This window comes from Citrobacter sp. Cu231, from assembly GCF_030332265.1.
GTDB lineage: Bacteria > Pseudomonadota > Gammaproteobacteria > Enterobacterales > Enterobacteriaceae > Citrobacter > Citrobacter meridianamericanus.
In genome coordinates this window covers 97,453-114,249 of record NZ_JAOWIE010000037.1, presented here as the reverse complement: position 1 = coordinate 114,249, position 16,797 = coordinate 97,453, and the positions used below count along the sequence as shown (strand labels likewise).

At 51.8% G+C, this 16,797-nt stretch carries 10 protein-coding genes and 1 pseudogene; 7 read left to right on the top strand and 4 right to left on the bottom strand.

What is annotated here, in order from left to right:
* The first annotated feature begins 26 nt into the window (after positions 1-26).
* The 7 genes from cmoM (at position 27) to OGY15_RS13695 (ending at position 10,689) form a co-directional block, all read left to right on the top strand.
* The gene (gene cmoM, locus OGY15_RS13725) at positions 27-830 is read left to right on the top strand and encodes a tRNA uridine 5-oxyacetic acid(34) methyltransferase CmoM (RefSeq protein WP_151217927.1); all 804 of its coding nucleotides are present in this window, start codon (positions 27-29) and stop codon (positions 828-830) included.
* Positions 823-2,145 (top strand): chromosome partition protein MukF, encoded by a 1,323-nt coding sequence (mukF, locus tag OGY15_RS13720; RefSeq protein ID WP_151217928.1) that lies wholly within the window; start codon positions 823-825, stop codon positions 2,143-2,145. Before cmoM ends, mukF begins: the two co-directional genes overlap by 8 nt.
* Positions 2,126-2,830, top strand: a complete 705-nt coding sequence (gene mukE, locus OGY15_RS13715; protein ID WP_016152457.1) for a chromosome partition protein MukE — start codon at positions 2,126-2,128, stop codon at positions 2,828-2,830. Before mukF ends, mukE begins: the two co-directional genes overlap by 20 nt.
* Positions 2,830-7,290: a chromosome partition protein MukB gene (gene mukB / locus OGY15_RS13710; RefSeq protein ID WP_187259758.1), complete on the top strand. Its 4,461-nt coding sequence runs from the start codon at positions 2,830-2,832 to the stop codon at positions 7,288-7,290. The genes mukE and mukB overlap by 1 nt, the downstream gene beginning before the upstream one ends.
* A gap of 245 nt (positions 7,291-7,535) precedes the next feature.
* Positions 7,536-9,287 carry a L,D-transpeptidase gene (gene ldtD / locus OGY15_RS13705; protein ID WP_286539632.1) on the top strand — a complete coding sequence of 584 codons (1,752 nt, stop codon included), beginning with the start codon at positions 7,536-7,538 and terminating at the stop codon, positions 9,285-9,287.
* 177 nt (positions 9,288-9,464) lie between these two features.
* Positions 9,465-10,013 (top strand): peptidoglycan L,D-endopeptidase MepK, encoded by a 549-nt coding sequence (gene mepK / locus OGY15_RS13700; RefSeq protein ID WP_003831948.1) that lies wholly within the window; start codon positions 9,465-9,467, stop codon positions 10,011-10,013.
* A 28-nt stretch (positions 10,014-10,041) separates the two neighbouring features.
* Positions 10,042-10,689, top strand: coding sequence for an MBL fold metallo-hydrolase (locus OGY15_RS13695; protein WP_065944967.1), 648 nt, complete (start codon positions 10,042-10,044; stop codon positions 10,687-10,689).
* A gap of 53 nt (positions 10,690-10,742) precedes the next feature.
* Here OGY15_RS13695 and aspC read toward each other — a convergent pair whose 3' ends face one another.
* From aspC to pncB, 4 genes and pseudogenes are all read right to left on the bottom strand, one after another.
* Positions 10,743-11,933, bottom strand: a complete 1,191-nt coding sequence (aspC, locus tag OGY15_RS13690; RefSeq protein WP_286539629.1) for an aspartate transaminase — start codon at positions 11,931-11,933, stop codon at positions 10,743-10,745.
* A 183-nt stretch (positions 11,934-12,116) separates the two neighbouring features.
* Positions 12,117-13,192, bottom strand: a pseudogene (gene ompF, locus OGY15_RS13685) (porin OmpF).
* A 590-nt stretch (positions 13,193-13,782) separates the two neighbouring features.
* The gene (asnS, locus tag OGY15_RS13680) at positions 13,783-15,183 is read right to left on the bottom strand and encodes an asparagine--tRNA ligase (protein ID WP_151217932.1); all 1,401 of its coding nucleotides are present in this window, start codon (positions 15,181-15,183) and stop codon (positions 13,783-13,785) included.
* Between the two features lie 166 nt (positions 15,184-15,349).
* Positions 15,350-16,552 carry a nicotinate phosphoribosyltransferase gene (pncB, locus tag OGY15_RS13675; RefSeq protein ID WP_151217933.1) on the bottom strand — a complete coding sequence of 401 codons (1,203 nt, stop codon included), beginning with the start codon at positions 16,550-16,552 and terminating at the stop codon, positions 15,350-15,352.
* Between the last annotated feature and the right edge of the window lie 245 nt (positions 16,553-16,797).

Here is a 16,797-nt window from a genome sequence, read left to right as displayed (position 1 = left end):
CCTAAAGCCAGTATGTGGAGAGCCCGATGCGGGATCGCAATTTTGATGACATTGCAGAGAAGTTTTCCCGTAACATTTACGGCACCACCAAAGGTCAACTAAGGCAGGCTATCCTTTGGCAGGATCTGGATCGATTACTGGACTCGTTCGGTGAGCAAAAACTGCACATTCTGGATGCCGGTGGTGGTGAAGGGCAAACGGCCATTAAAATGGCAGAACGTGGACATTTTGTCACATTATGCGATCTGTCAGGCGAGATGATCGCTCGTGCGCAACAGGCGGCAGAGGCAAAAGGTGTGAGCGGAAACATGCATTTTATACAATGCGCCGCTCAGGATGTTGCTTCGCATTTGGAAAGCCCGGTTGATCTGATATTGTTTCATGCTGTGCTGGAGTGGGTGACAGATCCGGTCGGCGTGTTGCAGAGTTTATGGTCAGTGCTGCGTTCTGGCGGCGCGCTGTCGTTAATGTTCTACAATGCTAACGGTCTGTTGATGCACAACATGGTCGCAGGGAACTTTGACTATGTTCAGGTGGGGATGCCGAAACGTAAAAAGCGTACGCTTTCACCGGATTACCCACGCGATCCGGGGCAGGTCTACCAGTGGCTGGAAGAGATCGGTTGGCAAATTACCGGTAAAACGGGCGTCCGCGTGTTTCATGATTATCTGCGAGATAAGCACAAACAGCATGACGATTACGAAATGTTACTTGAGTTAGAAACGCGCTATTGCCGTCAGGAACCGTATATCAGCCTTGGGCGCTATATTCACGTCACCGCGATTAAACGTCCGGCCCGAGCCGCAGATGCAAGGATAATTTATGAGTGAATTTTCCCAGACAGTCCCCGAACTGGTTGCCTGGGCCAGAAAAAATGACTTCTCCATCTCTCTGCCGGTAGACCGACTTTCGTTCCTGCTGGCTGTCGCCACACTGAACGGTGAGCGACTCGACGGCGAGATGAGTGAAGGTGAGCTGGTGGATGCGTTCCGCCATGTGAGTGATGCGTTTGAGCAAACCAGCGAAACCATCGGCGTGCGCGCCAACAACGCGATCAACGATATGGTGCGTCAACGTCTGCTGAACCGCTTTACCAGCGAGCAGGCTGAAGGCAACGCCATTTATCGTTTAACGCCGCTCGGAATTGGCATCACGGATTACTATATTCGACAGCGCGAATTCTCTACGCTGCGTCTTTCCATGCAGCTGTCAATTGTTGCCGGTGAACTGAAGCGCGCGGCGGATGCGGCGGAAGAAGGTGGCGATGAGTTTCACTGGCATCGCAACGTCTACGCGCCATTGAAATATTCGGTGGCGGAGATTTTCGACAGCATCGATCTGACTCAGCGCATCATGGATGAACAGCAGCAGCAGGTAAAAGACGATATCGCGCAGTTGCTGAACAAAGACTGGCGAGCGGCGATTTCCAGCTGTGAACTGCTGCTTTCTGAAACGTCTGGTACGCTACGTGAATTGCAAGATACGCTGGAAGCGGCAGGGGATAAGCTACAGGCTAACCTGTTACGCATTCAGGACGCCACGATGACGCATGACGATCTGCATTTTGTCGACCGGCTGGTGTTTGACTTACAAAGCAAGCTCGATCGCATTATCAGTTGGGGCCAGCAATCTATTGATTTGTGGATCGGTTACGATCGACATGTGCATAAGTTTATCCGTACCGCGATCGATATGGATAAAAACCGCGTCTTTGCCCAGCGTCTGCGCCAGTCTGTGCAGACATACTTTGACGAACCGTGGGCGCTGACCTATGCCAACGCCGATCGTCTGCTGGATATGCGCGACGAAGAGATGCTACTGCGTGACGAAGAGGTCACTGGTGAGCTTCCGGCCGATCTGGAATACGAAGAGTTTAACGAAATCCGTGAACAGCTGGCGGCGATCATCGAAGAACAGCTGGCTATCTACAAATCCAGACAAACACCACTGGATCTCGGTTTGGTCGTGCGCGAGTATCTGGCGCAATACCCACGTGCCCGTCACTTCGACGTTGCGCGTATTGTTATTGATCAGGCGGTACGTCTTGGCGTAGCGCAAGCAGATTTCACCGGACTGCCCGCAAAATGGCAGCCGATTAATGATTACGGAGCCAAGGTACAGGCGCATGTCATTGACAAATATTGAACAAGTGATGCCGGTAAAGCTGGCGCAGGCGCTGGCGAACCCGTTATTTCCAGCGCTGGATAGCGCCTTACGTTCAGGCCGACATATCGGCCTGGATGAACTGGATAATCATGCCTTCCTGATGGATTTTCAGGAATATTTTGAAGAGTTTTACAGCCGCTATAACGTGGAATTGATCCGTGCGCCGGAGGGGTTCTTCTACCTTCGTCCACGTTCAACGACGCTCATTCCCCGTTCGGTTCTGTCTGAACTGGACATGATGGTCGGTAAAATTCTTTGTTATCTCTACCTCAGCCCGGAACGCCTGGCGAACGAAGGGATTTTTACCCAGCAAGAGCTGTATGACGAGCTGCTGACGCTGGCGGATGAAGCCAAACTGCTGAAGCTGGTGAACAACCGTTCAACCGGTTCGGACGTTGATCGCCAGAAACTCCAGGAAAAGGTTCGTTCTTCGCTAAACCGCCTGCGCCGTTTAGGCATGGTGTGGTTTATGGGTCATGACAGCAGCAAATTCCGAATTACGGAATCAGTCTTCCGCTTTGGCGCGGATGTGCGCAGCGGTGACGATCCGCGCGAAGCACAGCGTCGCTTAATTCGTGATGGCGAAGCGATGCCGGTCGAGAACCGCCTGCAGCTCAACGATGAGCCCGAAGAGAATCAGCCGGACAGTGGAGAAGAAGAATAATGATTGAACGCGGTAAATTTCGCTCACTTACGCTGATTAACTGGAATGGTTTTTTTGCCCGTACGTTCGACCTTGATGAACTGGTTACCACGCTGTCAGGCGGTAACGGTGCGGGTAAATCCACTACCATGGCGGCATTTGTTACAGCGCTTATCCCTGACTTGACCCTGCTGCATTTCCGTAACACCACCGAAGCCGGTGCAACCAGCGGTTCACGTGATAAAGGCCTGCACGGTAAGCTGAAAGCGGGTGTCTGTTACTCAATGCTTGACGTCCTCAACTCGCGCCATCAGCGTGTGGTCGTGGGTGTGCGTCTGCAGCAGGTTGCTGGCCGCGATCGTAAAGTGGATATCAAACCGTTTGCCATTCAGGGACTGCCGATGTCCGTGCAGCCAACCCAACTGGTAACGGAAACACTGAATGAACGCCAGGCGCGCGTGCTGCCCCTCTCTGAGCTGAAAGAGAAGCTTGATGAGATGGAAGGCGTGCAGTTTAAGCAGTTCAACTCGATAACCGATTATCACTCGCTGATGTTCGATCTGGGCATCATCGCCCGTCGTCTGCGCTCAGCCTCAGACCGCAGTAAGTTCTATCGCCTGATTGAAGCATCGCTGTACGGCGGGATCTCCAGCGCCATTACCCGCTCGCTGCGTGACTACCTGCTACCGGAAAACGGTGGGGTGCGTAAAGCGTTCCAGGATATGGAAGCTGCGCTACGTGAAAACCGCATGACGCTGGAAGCGATTCGCGTAACCCAGTCTGATCGCGACCTGTTTAAGCATTTGATCAGCGAGGCGACCAACTATGTGGCCGCAGATTATATGCGCCACGCCAACGAACGTCGTATCCATCTTGATAAAGCGCTGGAATATCGCCGTGAGCTGCATACCTCACGCAAGCAACTGGCCGCAGAGCAGTATAAGCATGTGGATATGGCGCGTGAACTGGGTGAGCATAACGGCGCTGAAGGCGATCTGGAAGCCGATTATCAGGCTGCGAGCGATCACCTGAATCTGGTGCAAACCGCGCTGCGTCAGCAGGAAAAAATTGAACGCTACGAAGCGGATCTCGAAGAACTGCAGGTTCGTCTCGAAGAACAAAATGAGGTGGTCGCGGAAGCCGTTGACCGCCAGGATGAAAACGAAGCCCGCGCGGAAGCCGCCGAACTGGAAGTAGATGAGCTAAAAAGCCAGCTTGCCGATTACCAGCAAGCGCTGGATGTCCAGCAAACGCGCGCCATCCAGTACACTCAGGCGATTCAGGCGCTAAATCGGGCGAAAGAGCTCTGTCACTTACCGGATCTGACGCCCGACAGTGCTGTCGAATGGCTGGAGACGTTCCAGGCGAAAGAGCAGGAAGCCACGGAAAAACTGCTGACGCTGGAACAAAAAATGAGCGTGGCACAAACCGCGCACAGCCAGTTCGAGCAGGCTTATCAGCTGGTGGCGGCTATCAACGGTCCGCTGGCGCGCGGTGAAGCCTGGAGCGTGGCGCGCGAACTGTTGCGGGAAGGTGTTGAGCAGCGCCATCTGGCGGAGCAGGTTCAGCCGTTACGTATGCGCCTCAGCGAGCTGGAGCAGCGTCTGCGCGAACAGCAAGACGCCGAGCGTCTGCTGGCTGAATTCTGCAAGCGTCAGGGTAAACAGTTCGACATCGATGAGCTGGAAGCGCTGCACCAGGAGCTGGAAGCACGTATCGCCGCCTTGTCTGACAGCGTCTCTTCTGCCAGCGAACAACGTATGACGTTGCGTCAGGAGCAGGAGCAACTTCAGTCTCGTATCCAGCATCTGATGAAGCGTGCGCCTGTCTGGCTGGCCGCGCAAAATAGCCTGAACCAGCTTAGCGAGCAGTGTGGCGAAGAATTTACCTCCAGCCAGGACGTCACCGAGTACCTGCAACAGTTGCTGGAGCGCGAGCGTGAAGCCATTGTTGAGCGTGATGAAGTCGGCGCGCGCAAAAATGCGGTTGATGAAGAGATTGAACGTTTAAGTCAGCCGGGCGGGGCGGAAGATCAGCGTCTGAACGCGCTGGCGGAACGCTTCGGCGGCGTTCTGCTGTCTGAAATCTATGACGATGTTAGCCTTGAAGATGCGCCGTACTTCTCTGCGCTGTACGGTCCTTCGCGTCATGCTATCGTGGTGCCGGATCTGTCGCTGATCACCGAACAGCTTGAAGGACTGACGGATTGTCCGGAAGATCTCTATTTCATCGAAGGGGATCCTCAGTCGTTTGATGACAGCGTTTTCAGCGTTGATGAGCTGGAAAAAGCGGTAGTAGTAAAAACCGCCGAGCGTCAATGGCGTTATTCCCGCTTCCCGACGGTGCCGATTTTTGGTCGTGCCGCGCGCGAAAGCCGTATCGAAACCCTGCATGCCGAGCGTGAAGGGCTGTCTGAACGTTTTGCAACGCTCTCCTTTGACGTCCAGAAAACCCAACGTCTGCACCAGGCGTTTAGCCGCTTTATCGGCAGCCATCTGTCGGTGGCGTTTGAAGCCGACCCGGAAGCGGAAATTCGTCAACTGAATGGCCGTCGCGTTGAACTGGAACGTGCGCTGACCAATCATGAAAATGATAATCAGCAAAGCCGTATGCAGTTTGAACAGGCGAAAGAGGGGGTTTCTGCTCTTAACCGTCTGCTGCCGCGTTTGAATCTGTTGGCAGATGACACGTTGGCCGATCGTGTGGACGAAATTCGTGAGCGTCTGGATGAAGCCCAGGAAGCAGCGCGTTTTGTGCAGCAGCACGGCAATCAGTTAGCCAAACTGGAGCCGATGGTTTCGGTTCTGCAAAATGACCCTGAGCAGTTTGAACAACTGAAGGAAGACTACGCATATTCCCAGCAGATGCAGCGCGATGCGCGTCAGCAGGCTTTTGCCCTGACCGAAGTGGTGCAGCGCCGGGCGCACTTTAGCTATTCCGACTCGGCCGAAATGCTGAGCGGTAACAGCGATCTAAACGAAAAACTGCGTGAACGTCTTGAACAGGCGGAAGCTGAACGTACCCGCGCCCGTGAAGCTTTGCGCAGCCACGCCGCGCAGTTAAGCCAGTACAATCAGGTCATGGCGTCGCTGAAAAGCTCGTACGACACCAAAAAAGAGCTGCTTAACGATTTACAACGTGAACTGCAGGACATTGGCGTTCGCGCGGACAGCGGTGCCGAAGAGCGTGCGCGTATCCGTCGTGATGAACTGCATGCGCAGCTCAGTAACAACCGCGCTCGTCGCAACCAACTGGAAAAAGCGCTGACCTTCTGCGAAGCGGAGATGGATAACCTGACCCGCAAGCTGCGCAAGCTGGAACGCGATTATTTTGAGATGCGCGAGCAGGTGGTTACTGCGAAAGCGGGATGGTGTGCGGTAATGCGAATGGTGAAAGACAACGGTGTTGAACGTCGTCTGCACCGTCGTGAATTGGCGTATCTGTCCGGTGATGAACTGCGCTCTATGTCGGATAAGGCGCTCGGCGCGCTGCGTCTGGCCGTTGCGGATAACGAACATCTGCGCGATGTGCTGCGCATGTCTGAAGATCCAAAACGTCCAGAGCGTAAAATTCAGTTCTTTGTCGCGGTTTACCAACATCTGCGTGAACGTATTCGCCAGGATATTATCCGTACCGACGATCCGGTTGAAGCCATCGAACAGATGGAGATTGAACTGAGCCGTCTGACGGAAGAATTAACCTCCCGCGAACAGAAGCTGGCGATCAGCTCTCGCAGCGTGGCGAATATTATTCGTAAGACGATCCAGCGCGAACAGAACCGTATTCGCATGCTGAACCAGGGGCTGCAAAGCGTGTCGTTTGGCCAGGTAAACAGCGTGCGTCTGAACGTCAACGTACGTGAGACCCATGCCACCTTGCTGGACGTACTTTCCGAGCAGCATGAGCAGCACCAGGATCTGTTTAACAGCAATCGTCTGACCTTCTCTGAAGCGCTGGCGAAGCTGTATCAACGTCTGAATCCGCAGATTGACATGGGACAGCGTACGCCGCAAACCATAGGTGAAGAGCTGTTGGACTACCGTAACTATCTGGAGATGGAAGTTGAGGTAAACCGAGGTTCTGACGGTTGGCTGCGTGCTGAATCAGGCGCGTTGTCAACGGGGGAAGCGATCGGTACCGGGATGTCTATTCTGGTGATGGTCGTACAAAGCTGGGAAGATGAAGGGCGTAGACTGCGCGGGAAAGATATTTCTCCTTGCCGTCTGCTGTTCCTTGACGAAGCTGCGCGACTTGATGCGCGCTCTATCGCGACCCTGTTTGAACTGTGCGAACGTCTGCAAATGCAGCTGATTATCGCCGCGCCGGAAAACATCAGCCCGGAGAAAGGCACAACCTACAAACTGGTGCGTAAAGTCTTCCAGAACACTGAACACGTTCACGTGGTTGGTCTGCGTGGGTTTGCGCCTCAGTTACCTGAGCCGCTGCCAGGGACCGAAGATGCCTCCTCGCAGGCAAGCTGAATAAAAAGGCGGTCAAATGACCGCCTTTCTTCTTTTCCGAAAAGTCTCAATTGCAGGTGCAATTTCTTTTAACTTCTTTACATTATACCAGGTAAAACATTGGCGAAGTTTATATACTGAAGTTAAGCCTGACGGGTATGCAGGCTTACTCGTCATACTTCAGTTGTATTGGCGTCTACAGGCGTTCCACACCCGGTTAATGGTGCCTGGCTATAGAGTATGATAAAGAAAACAGGGGGCAAGGGATGTTGCTTAATAAAATGTATGGTCGTCGGCTGTCGGCAATCAGTTTGTGCCTGGCCGTAACATTCGCTCCACTGTTCAATGCGCAGGCCGATGAGCCTGAAATGATCCCTGGCGATAGCTCAGCGAGCATCAGTGAACAGCCAACAGCGTTATCGCAACCGCAGGTACAATCTTCCGCGACGGCTATCATGGCGGGAATTCAACCGCTGCCGCAGGGCGTGTCCGTTGATCAAGCCCGCGCCGAATTACAATCTCAACTTCCAGCGGGCTTCACGCCGGTTTATATGAACCAGCTGGAACTGCTGTATGCCGCACGCGAAATGAAACCGATGTGGGAAAATCGTGATGCGGTAAAAGCCTTTCAGCAACAGTTAGCCGAGGTGGCGATTGCCGGGTTTCAGCCGCAGTTTACCTCCTGGGTTGCGCTTCTGACTGACCCGGCAGTGTCCGGCCAGGCGCGAGACATTGTGCTGTCTGATGCAATGATGGGATATCTGCACTTTATAGCCAATATTCCCGTTAAAGGAAATCGCTGGCTCTATAGCGATAAGCCCTATGCGCTGACGACGCCGCCGATTTCCGTGATCAAACAGTGGCAGGTCGCGCTGGATAACGGCCAACTGACGTCGTTCGTCGCCAGCCTGGCGCCACAGCATCCGCAGTACGCCGTAATGCATGACTCACTACTCAAGCTGGTGAGCGATACGCAACCCTGGCCACGGTTAACCAGTACCGCGACGCTGCGTCCGGGAGAGTGGAGTAACGACATTCCCGCGCTGCGTGAAATTTTGCGCCGTACTGGAATGCTGGGGTCTGCCGTCAGTACGTCTGCTAAAGAAGGTCGTAGCGCTTACGATCGTGAACTTGTCGACGCGGTAAAGCGGTTTCAGACATGGCAGGGGCTTGGCGCCGATGGCGCGATTGGCCCTGCGACGCGTGACTGGCTGAACGTAACGCCTGCTCAGCGTGCGGGAGTGCTGGCGTTAAATATTCAACGCTTGCGCCTGCTGCCGAGCGATCTGTCTACCGGTATCATGGTAAACATTCCTGCCTACTCGCTGGTTTATTATCAGAACGGAAATCAGGTGCTAGCCTCGCGCGTTATCGTCGGGCGCCCCGATCGTAAAACGCCGATGATGAGCAGTGCGCTGAATAATGTGGTCGTTAACCCGCCGTGGAATGTGCCGCCGACGCTGGCCCGAAAAGATATCTTGCCTAAATTATGGAATGATCCGGGGTATCTTGAACGCCATGGCTATACCGTGATGCGCGGCTGGAACAGTAAAGAGACGATAGATCCGTGGCAGGTTGACTGGGCCACCATCACCGCCTCTAATTTGCCGTTCCGCTTCCAGCAGGCTCCGGGTGCACGTAACTCGCTCGGGCGCTATAAATTCAATATGCCGAGTTCGGATGCTATTTATCTGCACGATACGCCGAACCACAATCTGTTCCAGAAGGATACGCGGGCGTTAAGCTCCGGCTGCGTACGTGTGAATAAGGCATCTGAGTTAGCGAATATGCTGCTACAGGATGCGGGATGGAATGATACGCGCATCTCGGATGCCCTGAAGCAAGGGGATACGCGATACGTGAATATCCGGCAGAATATTCCGGTTAACCTCTATTATCTGACCGCATTTGTTGGCCCGGATGGCCGCACGCAGTATCGTACAGATATTTACAATTACGATCTGACAGCGCGATCCAGTGCACAAATTGTGTCAAAAGCTGAACAATTAATCAGATAAATGAAGCAGTTCGAGGAAAATGATTGTCGTAAGTTATGCGGGAAACGGGGCGGAATGGCTGTAAGCCCCGTGTTTCCTGGGGTTGGGAGCCTTGACGTGGACTACTTAGCCAGATAAGGTTTCTCGCGTGCGCTAGAGCATACATACGATAACATTGACCTTGTAGACCTTAATACCATGGACAAATTTGACGCTAATCGCCGCAAACTGCTGGCGCTTGGTGGTATTGCCCTCGGCGCTGCCATCCTGCCTACGCCCGCGTTTGCCACTCTTTCCACCCCACGTCCGCGTATATTGACTCTGAATAACCTGCATACCGGTGAGTCAATAAAAGCAGAGTTTTTTGATGGCAGGGGCTATATTCAGGACGAATTAGCAAAACTTAACCACTTTTTCCGTGATTTTCGGGCCAATAAAGTGAAATCCATTGACCCGGGATTGTTTGATCAACTCTTCCGTCTGCAGGGCCTGCTGGGCACGCGTAAACCCGTACAGCTAATCTCAGGCTATCGCTCTATCGATACCAATAACGAACTCCGTGCACGCAGCCGGGGTGTGGCAAAGAAAAGCTACCACACCAAAGGCCAGGCCATGGATTTCCATATTGAAGGCATCGCATTAAGCAATATTCGCAAAGCTGCGTTATCTATGCGCGCAGGTGGTGTAGGATACTACCCCAGCAGTAACTTTGTGCATATCGACACCGGGCCTGCCCGGCACTGGTGATCCATAAGCTTAATGAAACAGGAGCTGTATGAACTATCGTATTATTCCGGTCACTGCATTCGCCCAGAACTGCTCGTTAATCTGGTGTGAGCAGACTCGTCTGGCCGCGCTTGTCGATCCCGGCGGTGATGCCGAGAAAATCAAACAGGAAGTGGATGCCAGCGGTCTGACGCTTATGCAGATTCTGCTTACCCACGGTCATCTTGACCATGTAGGGGCAGCGGCTGAACTGGCACAGCATTATGGTGTTCCGGTTATTGGTCCGGAAAAAGAAGATGAGTTCTGGTTACAGGGGCTCCCAGCTCAGAGCCGCATGTTTGGCCTGGGCGATTGTGAGCCGCTGACGCCCGATCGCTGGCTGAATGAAGGCGACAGAGTAAGCGTTGGTAACGTGACGTTACAGGTGCTGCATTGCCCGGGCCACACGCCGGGACATGTGGTTTTCTTTGATGAGCAATCAAAGTTACTGATTTCTGGTGATGTGATTTTTAAAGGCGGCGTAGGGCGCAGCGATTTTCCACGCGGAGATCACAACCAATTGATTGATTCGATTAAACGTAAACTTTTACCATTGGGTGATGACGTGACGTTTATTCCGGGTCACGGCCCACTTTCTACACTGGGTAACGAACGGCTACATAACCCGTTCCTGCAGGATGAAATGCCCGTCTGGTAACACCGTAGATAAATAAAAAGGCCGCGATTGCGGCCTTTTTTATGCGCGATAAATTACAGTACTGCGACAATCGCTTCGCACAGCGGTGCCATGTTATCTGGCGTCATTCCTGCGACGTTTACACGCCCGGAAGCGACGGCATAGACACCAAACTCTTCACGCAGACGCAGAACCTGTTCTTTTGTCAGGCCGCTGAAAGAGAACATGCCGTTCTGTTTGATGATAAAGCTGAAGTCGCTGTTCGCACCTTTTTCCTGCAGCGTATTCACGAACAGTAAACGCATGCGCTGAATGCGTTGGCGCATATCAGTCAGTTCCTGTTCCCAGATAGCCCGCAACGCGTCGTTGCTCAGAATCGTGGCAACTACGGATGCTCCGTGGGCTGGCGGGTTGGAATAGTTAGCGCGAATGGCGGATTTCATCTGACTAAACGCACGGTCGACGGTTTCAGCATCAGCTGCAACCAGCGTACAGGCGCCTACGCGCTCATTGTAAAGACCAAAGTTCTTGGAGTAGGAACTGGCGACAATCAGCTCTTTGTGCAGCGCGGCGAACGCGCGCAGACCTTCGGCATCTTCTTCCAGACCGCGGGCAAAGCCCTGGTATGCGAAGTCAAACAGCGGCAACCATCCTTTTTCGACAGAAAGCTGAGCCAACGTTTGCCACTGTTCAAGCGTAGGATCGATACCGGTTGGGTTATGGCAGCAGCCGTGGAACAGTACTACATCGCCAGCCTGCGCTTCGCTGAGGCTTGCCAGCAGCGCATCAAAGTCTAATGAGTGGTACGCTGCATCATAATAGTTGTATTCACGAACTTCCAGACCGGCAGAGTTAAAGACGCTCTTATGGTTCGGCCAGCTTGGATTGCTCACCCATACGCGTTTAGTCGACGTATTTTTTGCGAGGAAATCAGCTGCCACTCGCAGTGCGCCAGTGCCGCCAGGAGTCTGTGCTGTACGTGCGCGCTTATCAATGATAAGCGAACTCGTTTTACCAAACAGTAATTCCTGAGTGCAACGACCAAACTCTGGAATACCGTCAATGCCAAGGTAATTTTTGGTGGTTTCATTTTCCAGTATATATTGCTCGGCTTTTTTAACGCTGGTCAGTACTGGCGTTTTGCCTGTCTCATCTTTATATACACCGATCCCGAGGTTTATTTTTCCAGGGCGATCATCGGCACGAAACAAATCAGCCAGACCCAAAATGGGGTCGGCAGGAGCAGCGGTAATGTTCTCAAACATGACGAGGTTCCATAGTGATTACAGAAGGGAAGTCCGCTATCAGGTTAACGGTAGATTTACAAAATGCCAACCGTTACTGGCGAAAAGCTGAGGTGTTTTTTTAAGACGCAAGAATCCGCTGGCAGATATAAAAAAACAGGACCGAAGTCCTGTTTTTAAGGCATTTAACAAAGAGGTCTGCTATTAGAACTGGTAAACGATACCAACTGCAACGATGTCGTCAGAGTTCACGCCCAGTTTGTTGTCAGAATCGATTTGGTTAATCTTGTAGTCAACATAGGTGGACATGTTTTTGTTGAAGTAGTAGGTCGCACCTACTTCGAAGTAATCGACCAGATCCACATCACCGATACCTTCTACGTCTTTCGCTTTAGACTTGTTGTAGGAGAGGGACGGACGCAGGCCGAAATCGAACTGGTACTGAGCAACGACGAATACGTCTTCAGTTTTGTTCGCAAAACCGCTGTTACCAGCACCTGAGATGCGGGTCGCGTTACGGGTTTCACCGTAGTTAGCTGCCAGGTAGATGTTGTTAGCATCGTATTTCACGCCGGTCGCCCACTGCTCAGCTTTTTTACCGCCATTGCCGTAGAAAGAGTTTTCCTGCGCGTTGGTGCGGTCAGCTGCGCCGTAAGCACCCACGATACCGAAACCATCCATTTCGTAGCTTACAGAACCGCCAACGCCGTGCCGTTAGAGCGACCGGTATTGCCATCACGTTCGTTTTTACCCAAATACTGGATACCGAAGTTCAGACCGTCAACCAGACCGAAGAAGTTGGAGTTACGGTAGGTTGCAACACCACCAACACGACCAACGAAGAAGTTGTCGCTGTATGCGGTATCACCACCAAATTCTGGCAGCATATCGGTGTAACCCAGAGCATCGTAAACGATACCGTAGTTACGACCGTAGTCGAAAGAACCCAGGTCTGCGTATTTCAGACCAGCGAATGCCAGACGGGTTTTGTTGCCGTTCTGAGCGTCACTACCGCCTTCAGAGTTGTTACCGGCAAAGTTGTATTCCCACTGACCGTAACCGGACAGCTCGGAGTTAATCTGAGTTTCCCCTTTGAAACCAAGACGAGCATAAGTCTGATCGCCATCGTCAGCAGCGCTGTCAGAAAAATAATGCAGACCAACGGTTTTACCGTAGATATCCAGCTTGTTACCATCTTTGTTGTAAACTTCTGCAGCGTTAGCTGCCCCGGCTACCAGCAGAGCAGGGATAACCACTGCCAGAATATTGCGCTTCATCATTATTTATTACCCTCATTGGTTTTTATATGACACCTGCCACTGCCGCCAATAAATTCCGTCAATTAAAATTTACGGAACTATTGATGAGAGTTTGGTGTCTTTATGTGTCTGACAGGCATCTTTCCATTCAAACTATCGTTTCGCTACCGTCAAAGTGCTACAAATATAAAGATTTGGTTTCAGGAAGAAAAAATGTGTAACAAAATGTTGTTTTTGTGCAACTTTGTGAACAACGTCAAACTTCAGATGTCTCTGCACTAAAATTCACCGCTTTTAATTCTATTTATATGATTTTCTTATGTTTAATTTTGATAAGGCATTTTTTGCTGTGTTGCATCGCAAAGATCCGGTTTTCCAGATGGCTATTTTTGGACGTCTGGAATGCTGTGCGCGTGGTCATAAAGTGTACTATTTAATCAGAAAATGCTAATCCACAATAAAAGTGCTGATTTTTTTTTGTGCGAATGTGTTGCGGTGAAATAATAAGTAACAGGAAAAGGGAAAGTTGTGTTTTAAGTGAAGAGTCCCATCGTGGGGAAACGGGTACAAAAAAGGCCAGCAGTGCTGGCCTTTGAATCAAACATTCAGGTTTAGAAAGTGGCGTTACGCGGTGTACGCGGGAATGGGATAACGTCACGGACGTTTTGTACGCCAGTAACGTAAGCGATTAAACGCTCAAAGCCCAAACCGAAGCCGGAATGCGGAACGGTACCGTAGCGACGCAGGTCGCGATACCACCAGTAATCTTCTTTATTCAGACCCATTTCCAGCATGCGGGCATCCAGTACGTCCAGACGTTCTTCACGCTGAGAACCACCGATGATTTCACCGATTCCCGGGGCCAGAACGTCCATTGCCGCAACGGTTTTACCATCTTCATTAAGGCGCATATAAAACGCTTTGATATCTTTCGGGTAGTTTTTAACTACGACCGGCGCTTTAAAGTGCTCTTCAGCAAGATAACGCTCATGCTCGGAAGAGAGATCCACACCCCAGTAAACCGGGTTTTCGAACTTTTTGCCGCATTTTTCCAGAATGCTCACCGCGTCGGTATAGTCCACTTGTGCGAAGTCAGCGTCAATAAAACGTTCCAGGCGCGAAATCGCATCTTTGTCGACACGTTCAGCGAAGAATTTCATATCATCCGCACGCTCTGCCAATACGGCTTTGAACGCGTATTTCAGCATCGCTTCAGCCAGACCTGCAACATCGTTCAGGTCGGCGAACGCCACTTCGGGTTCCAGCATCCAGAACTCTGCCAGGTGACGACTGGTGTTAGAGTTTTCCGCACGGAAAGTCGGACCAAAGGTATAAATTTTGGACAGGGCGCAGGCGTAAGTTTCGCCGTTTAACTGACCGGAAACGGTCAGGAACGCTTCCTTACCAAAGAAGTCTTTATCGAAATCGACTTTACCCTGATCGTTACGCGGCAGGTTTTCCAGATCCAGCGTAGAAACACGGAACATTTCACCCGCACCTTCCGTATCGGAAGCGGTGATCAGCGGAGTCGATACCCAGAAGAAACCCTGCTCGTGGAAGAAGCGATGCAGCGCTTGCGCCAGCGTATGACGTACGCGCGCTACCGCACCAATCATATTGGTACGCGGACGCATGTGCGCCACTTCACGCAGATATTCAATGCTATGACGCTTAGCCGCCATTGGGTAGGTATCAGGATCTTCAACCCAGCCCGCGACTTCAACCTCAGTGGCCTGAATTTCAAAGCTCTGTCCTTGCCCAGGGGATGCAACGACTTTACCCGTTACAATAACTGAACAACCTGTCGTCAGGCGCAGTACGTCCTGATTGTAATTGGGCAGAGAATTATTGATGACGGCCTGTACAGGATCAAAGCAGGAACCGTCATAAACGGCGAGGAAGGAGATGCCAGCTTTTGAATCTCGGCGGGTACGCACCCATCCGCGCACGGTGACTTCGCTGTCAACGGCTACGCGGCCCTGGAGTACGTCGGCTACAGGCACAACGCTCATAATATTCTCTCTGTTAATAGTCGGATATATAAACACATGTCCACCCGTAATGGGGGGATACCTATGTTACCTGGCATCTGCAATCAGACAAGCAGAATTAGTAGCTGGAGTGAAAGATTTCGGAAATAAATGCGAATTAGGGAGCCCAAATGGCTCCCTGGAAGGTTTAACTGGCTTTTTTAATATGCGGGAGATCGAAGGCTTTGCGCAGCGCACGAACAAACGCTTTATCGTGGCAGATGGTTTTACCCGGGCTGTCAGATAACTTCGCCACTGGTTTGCCGTTACATTCCACCAGCTTGATGACTATATTGAGCGGCTTAACCTGGGGAATATCACAGGTTAGTCGTGTCCCAATGCCAAAACTCAACTGCACACGAGAAGAGAAGTGGCGGTAGAGCTCAATCGCTTTTTTCAGATCGAGGTTATCTGAAAACACCAGCGTTTTGCTCAGCGGGTCAATGCCCAGTTTTTCATAATGGGCGATGGCTTTTTCACCCCATTCCACCGGATCGCCTGAGTCATGGCGTAAACCCTGGTAGCGGGTCGCAAACTCGACGCCAAAGTCGCGTAGAAACGCATCCATGGTGATGCAATCTGTCAGCGCGATGCCGAGTTGGTCAGGGTATTCATTTAACCAGGCGGCCAGAGCAACGCGCTGGCTGGTGGCAAGCTCGGGGCTGATTTGCTGATGAGCCTGGAACCACTCATGCGCCTGCGTACCCATTGGTGTTAATGACAGGCGGCGGGCGAGATCGTAGTTGCTGGTACCGACAAACCAGGACTCTTGCTGCAGGCGTTTAACAATAGCCTGCTGGACTTCACGTGAAAAACGACGACGCGTGCCGAAATCCATCAGATGGAAGCGGGACATATCGACATCTTTTGTTAAAGCAGAGAATTCTACTAGTTTACTTTCCAACTCATCGAGTGCCTGTGGGACGCCTGATTCAGGCGAACGGTAATGGTGTACCAGCTCGCTTATTACCGCCAACAGCGGAACTTCCCACATGATCACTTCGCGCCATGGACCAGTTAAGCGAATGTTCAACTTACCGTTATCATTGGTGACGCAAACCTGTTCCGGGTTATAGCGGAAATCACGTAACCAGGTAAGGTAATCAGCTTTGAAGAAAGGCAGGCCGGAGAGCCACTGGTACTCGTCCTCCTGCAGTCGCAGGTGCTGCATAGCATTCACCTGCTCACGAATAGAATCGGCATAAATACCGAGCAGGTCATCGCCACGGCAACGAAATTCAGCCGCTACTTGTACATCATAGTAGTGGTGAAAAACGGCTTGCTGCATATGCAACTTATAAGCGTCTGTATCCAGCAGCGAGTGCAGAACAGGAGAAGCGAATTGTGTCATAGGTGCGCAGTAGCATCCTCTCACGGGAGCGTTTAGTACAATAAACAACTAAGAAAACCGCTGGAGTATACCCTGTTTAGCGATTTATTGAACCCCGATCACACCATAAGCTGTCTTTCTGGTCGAGGGCAATTCGTGCCGCGTGTTATAAAAATGTAGCAAAAAGGGCGTTTGTGCCTGAAAAGATGAACATTCTGCGTAGCGCGATTTACGCAACAGGAATAGACTGAAGCCGAGACTCTACC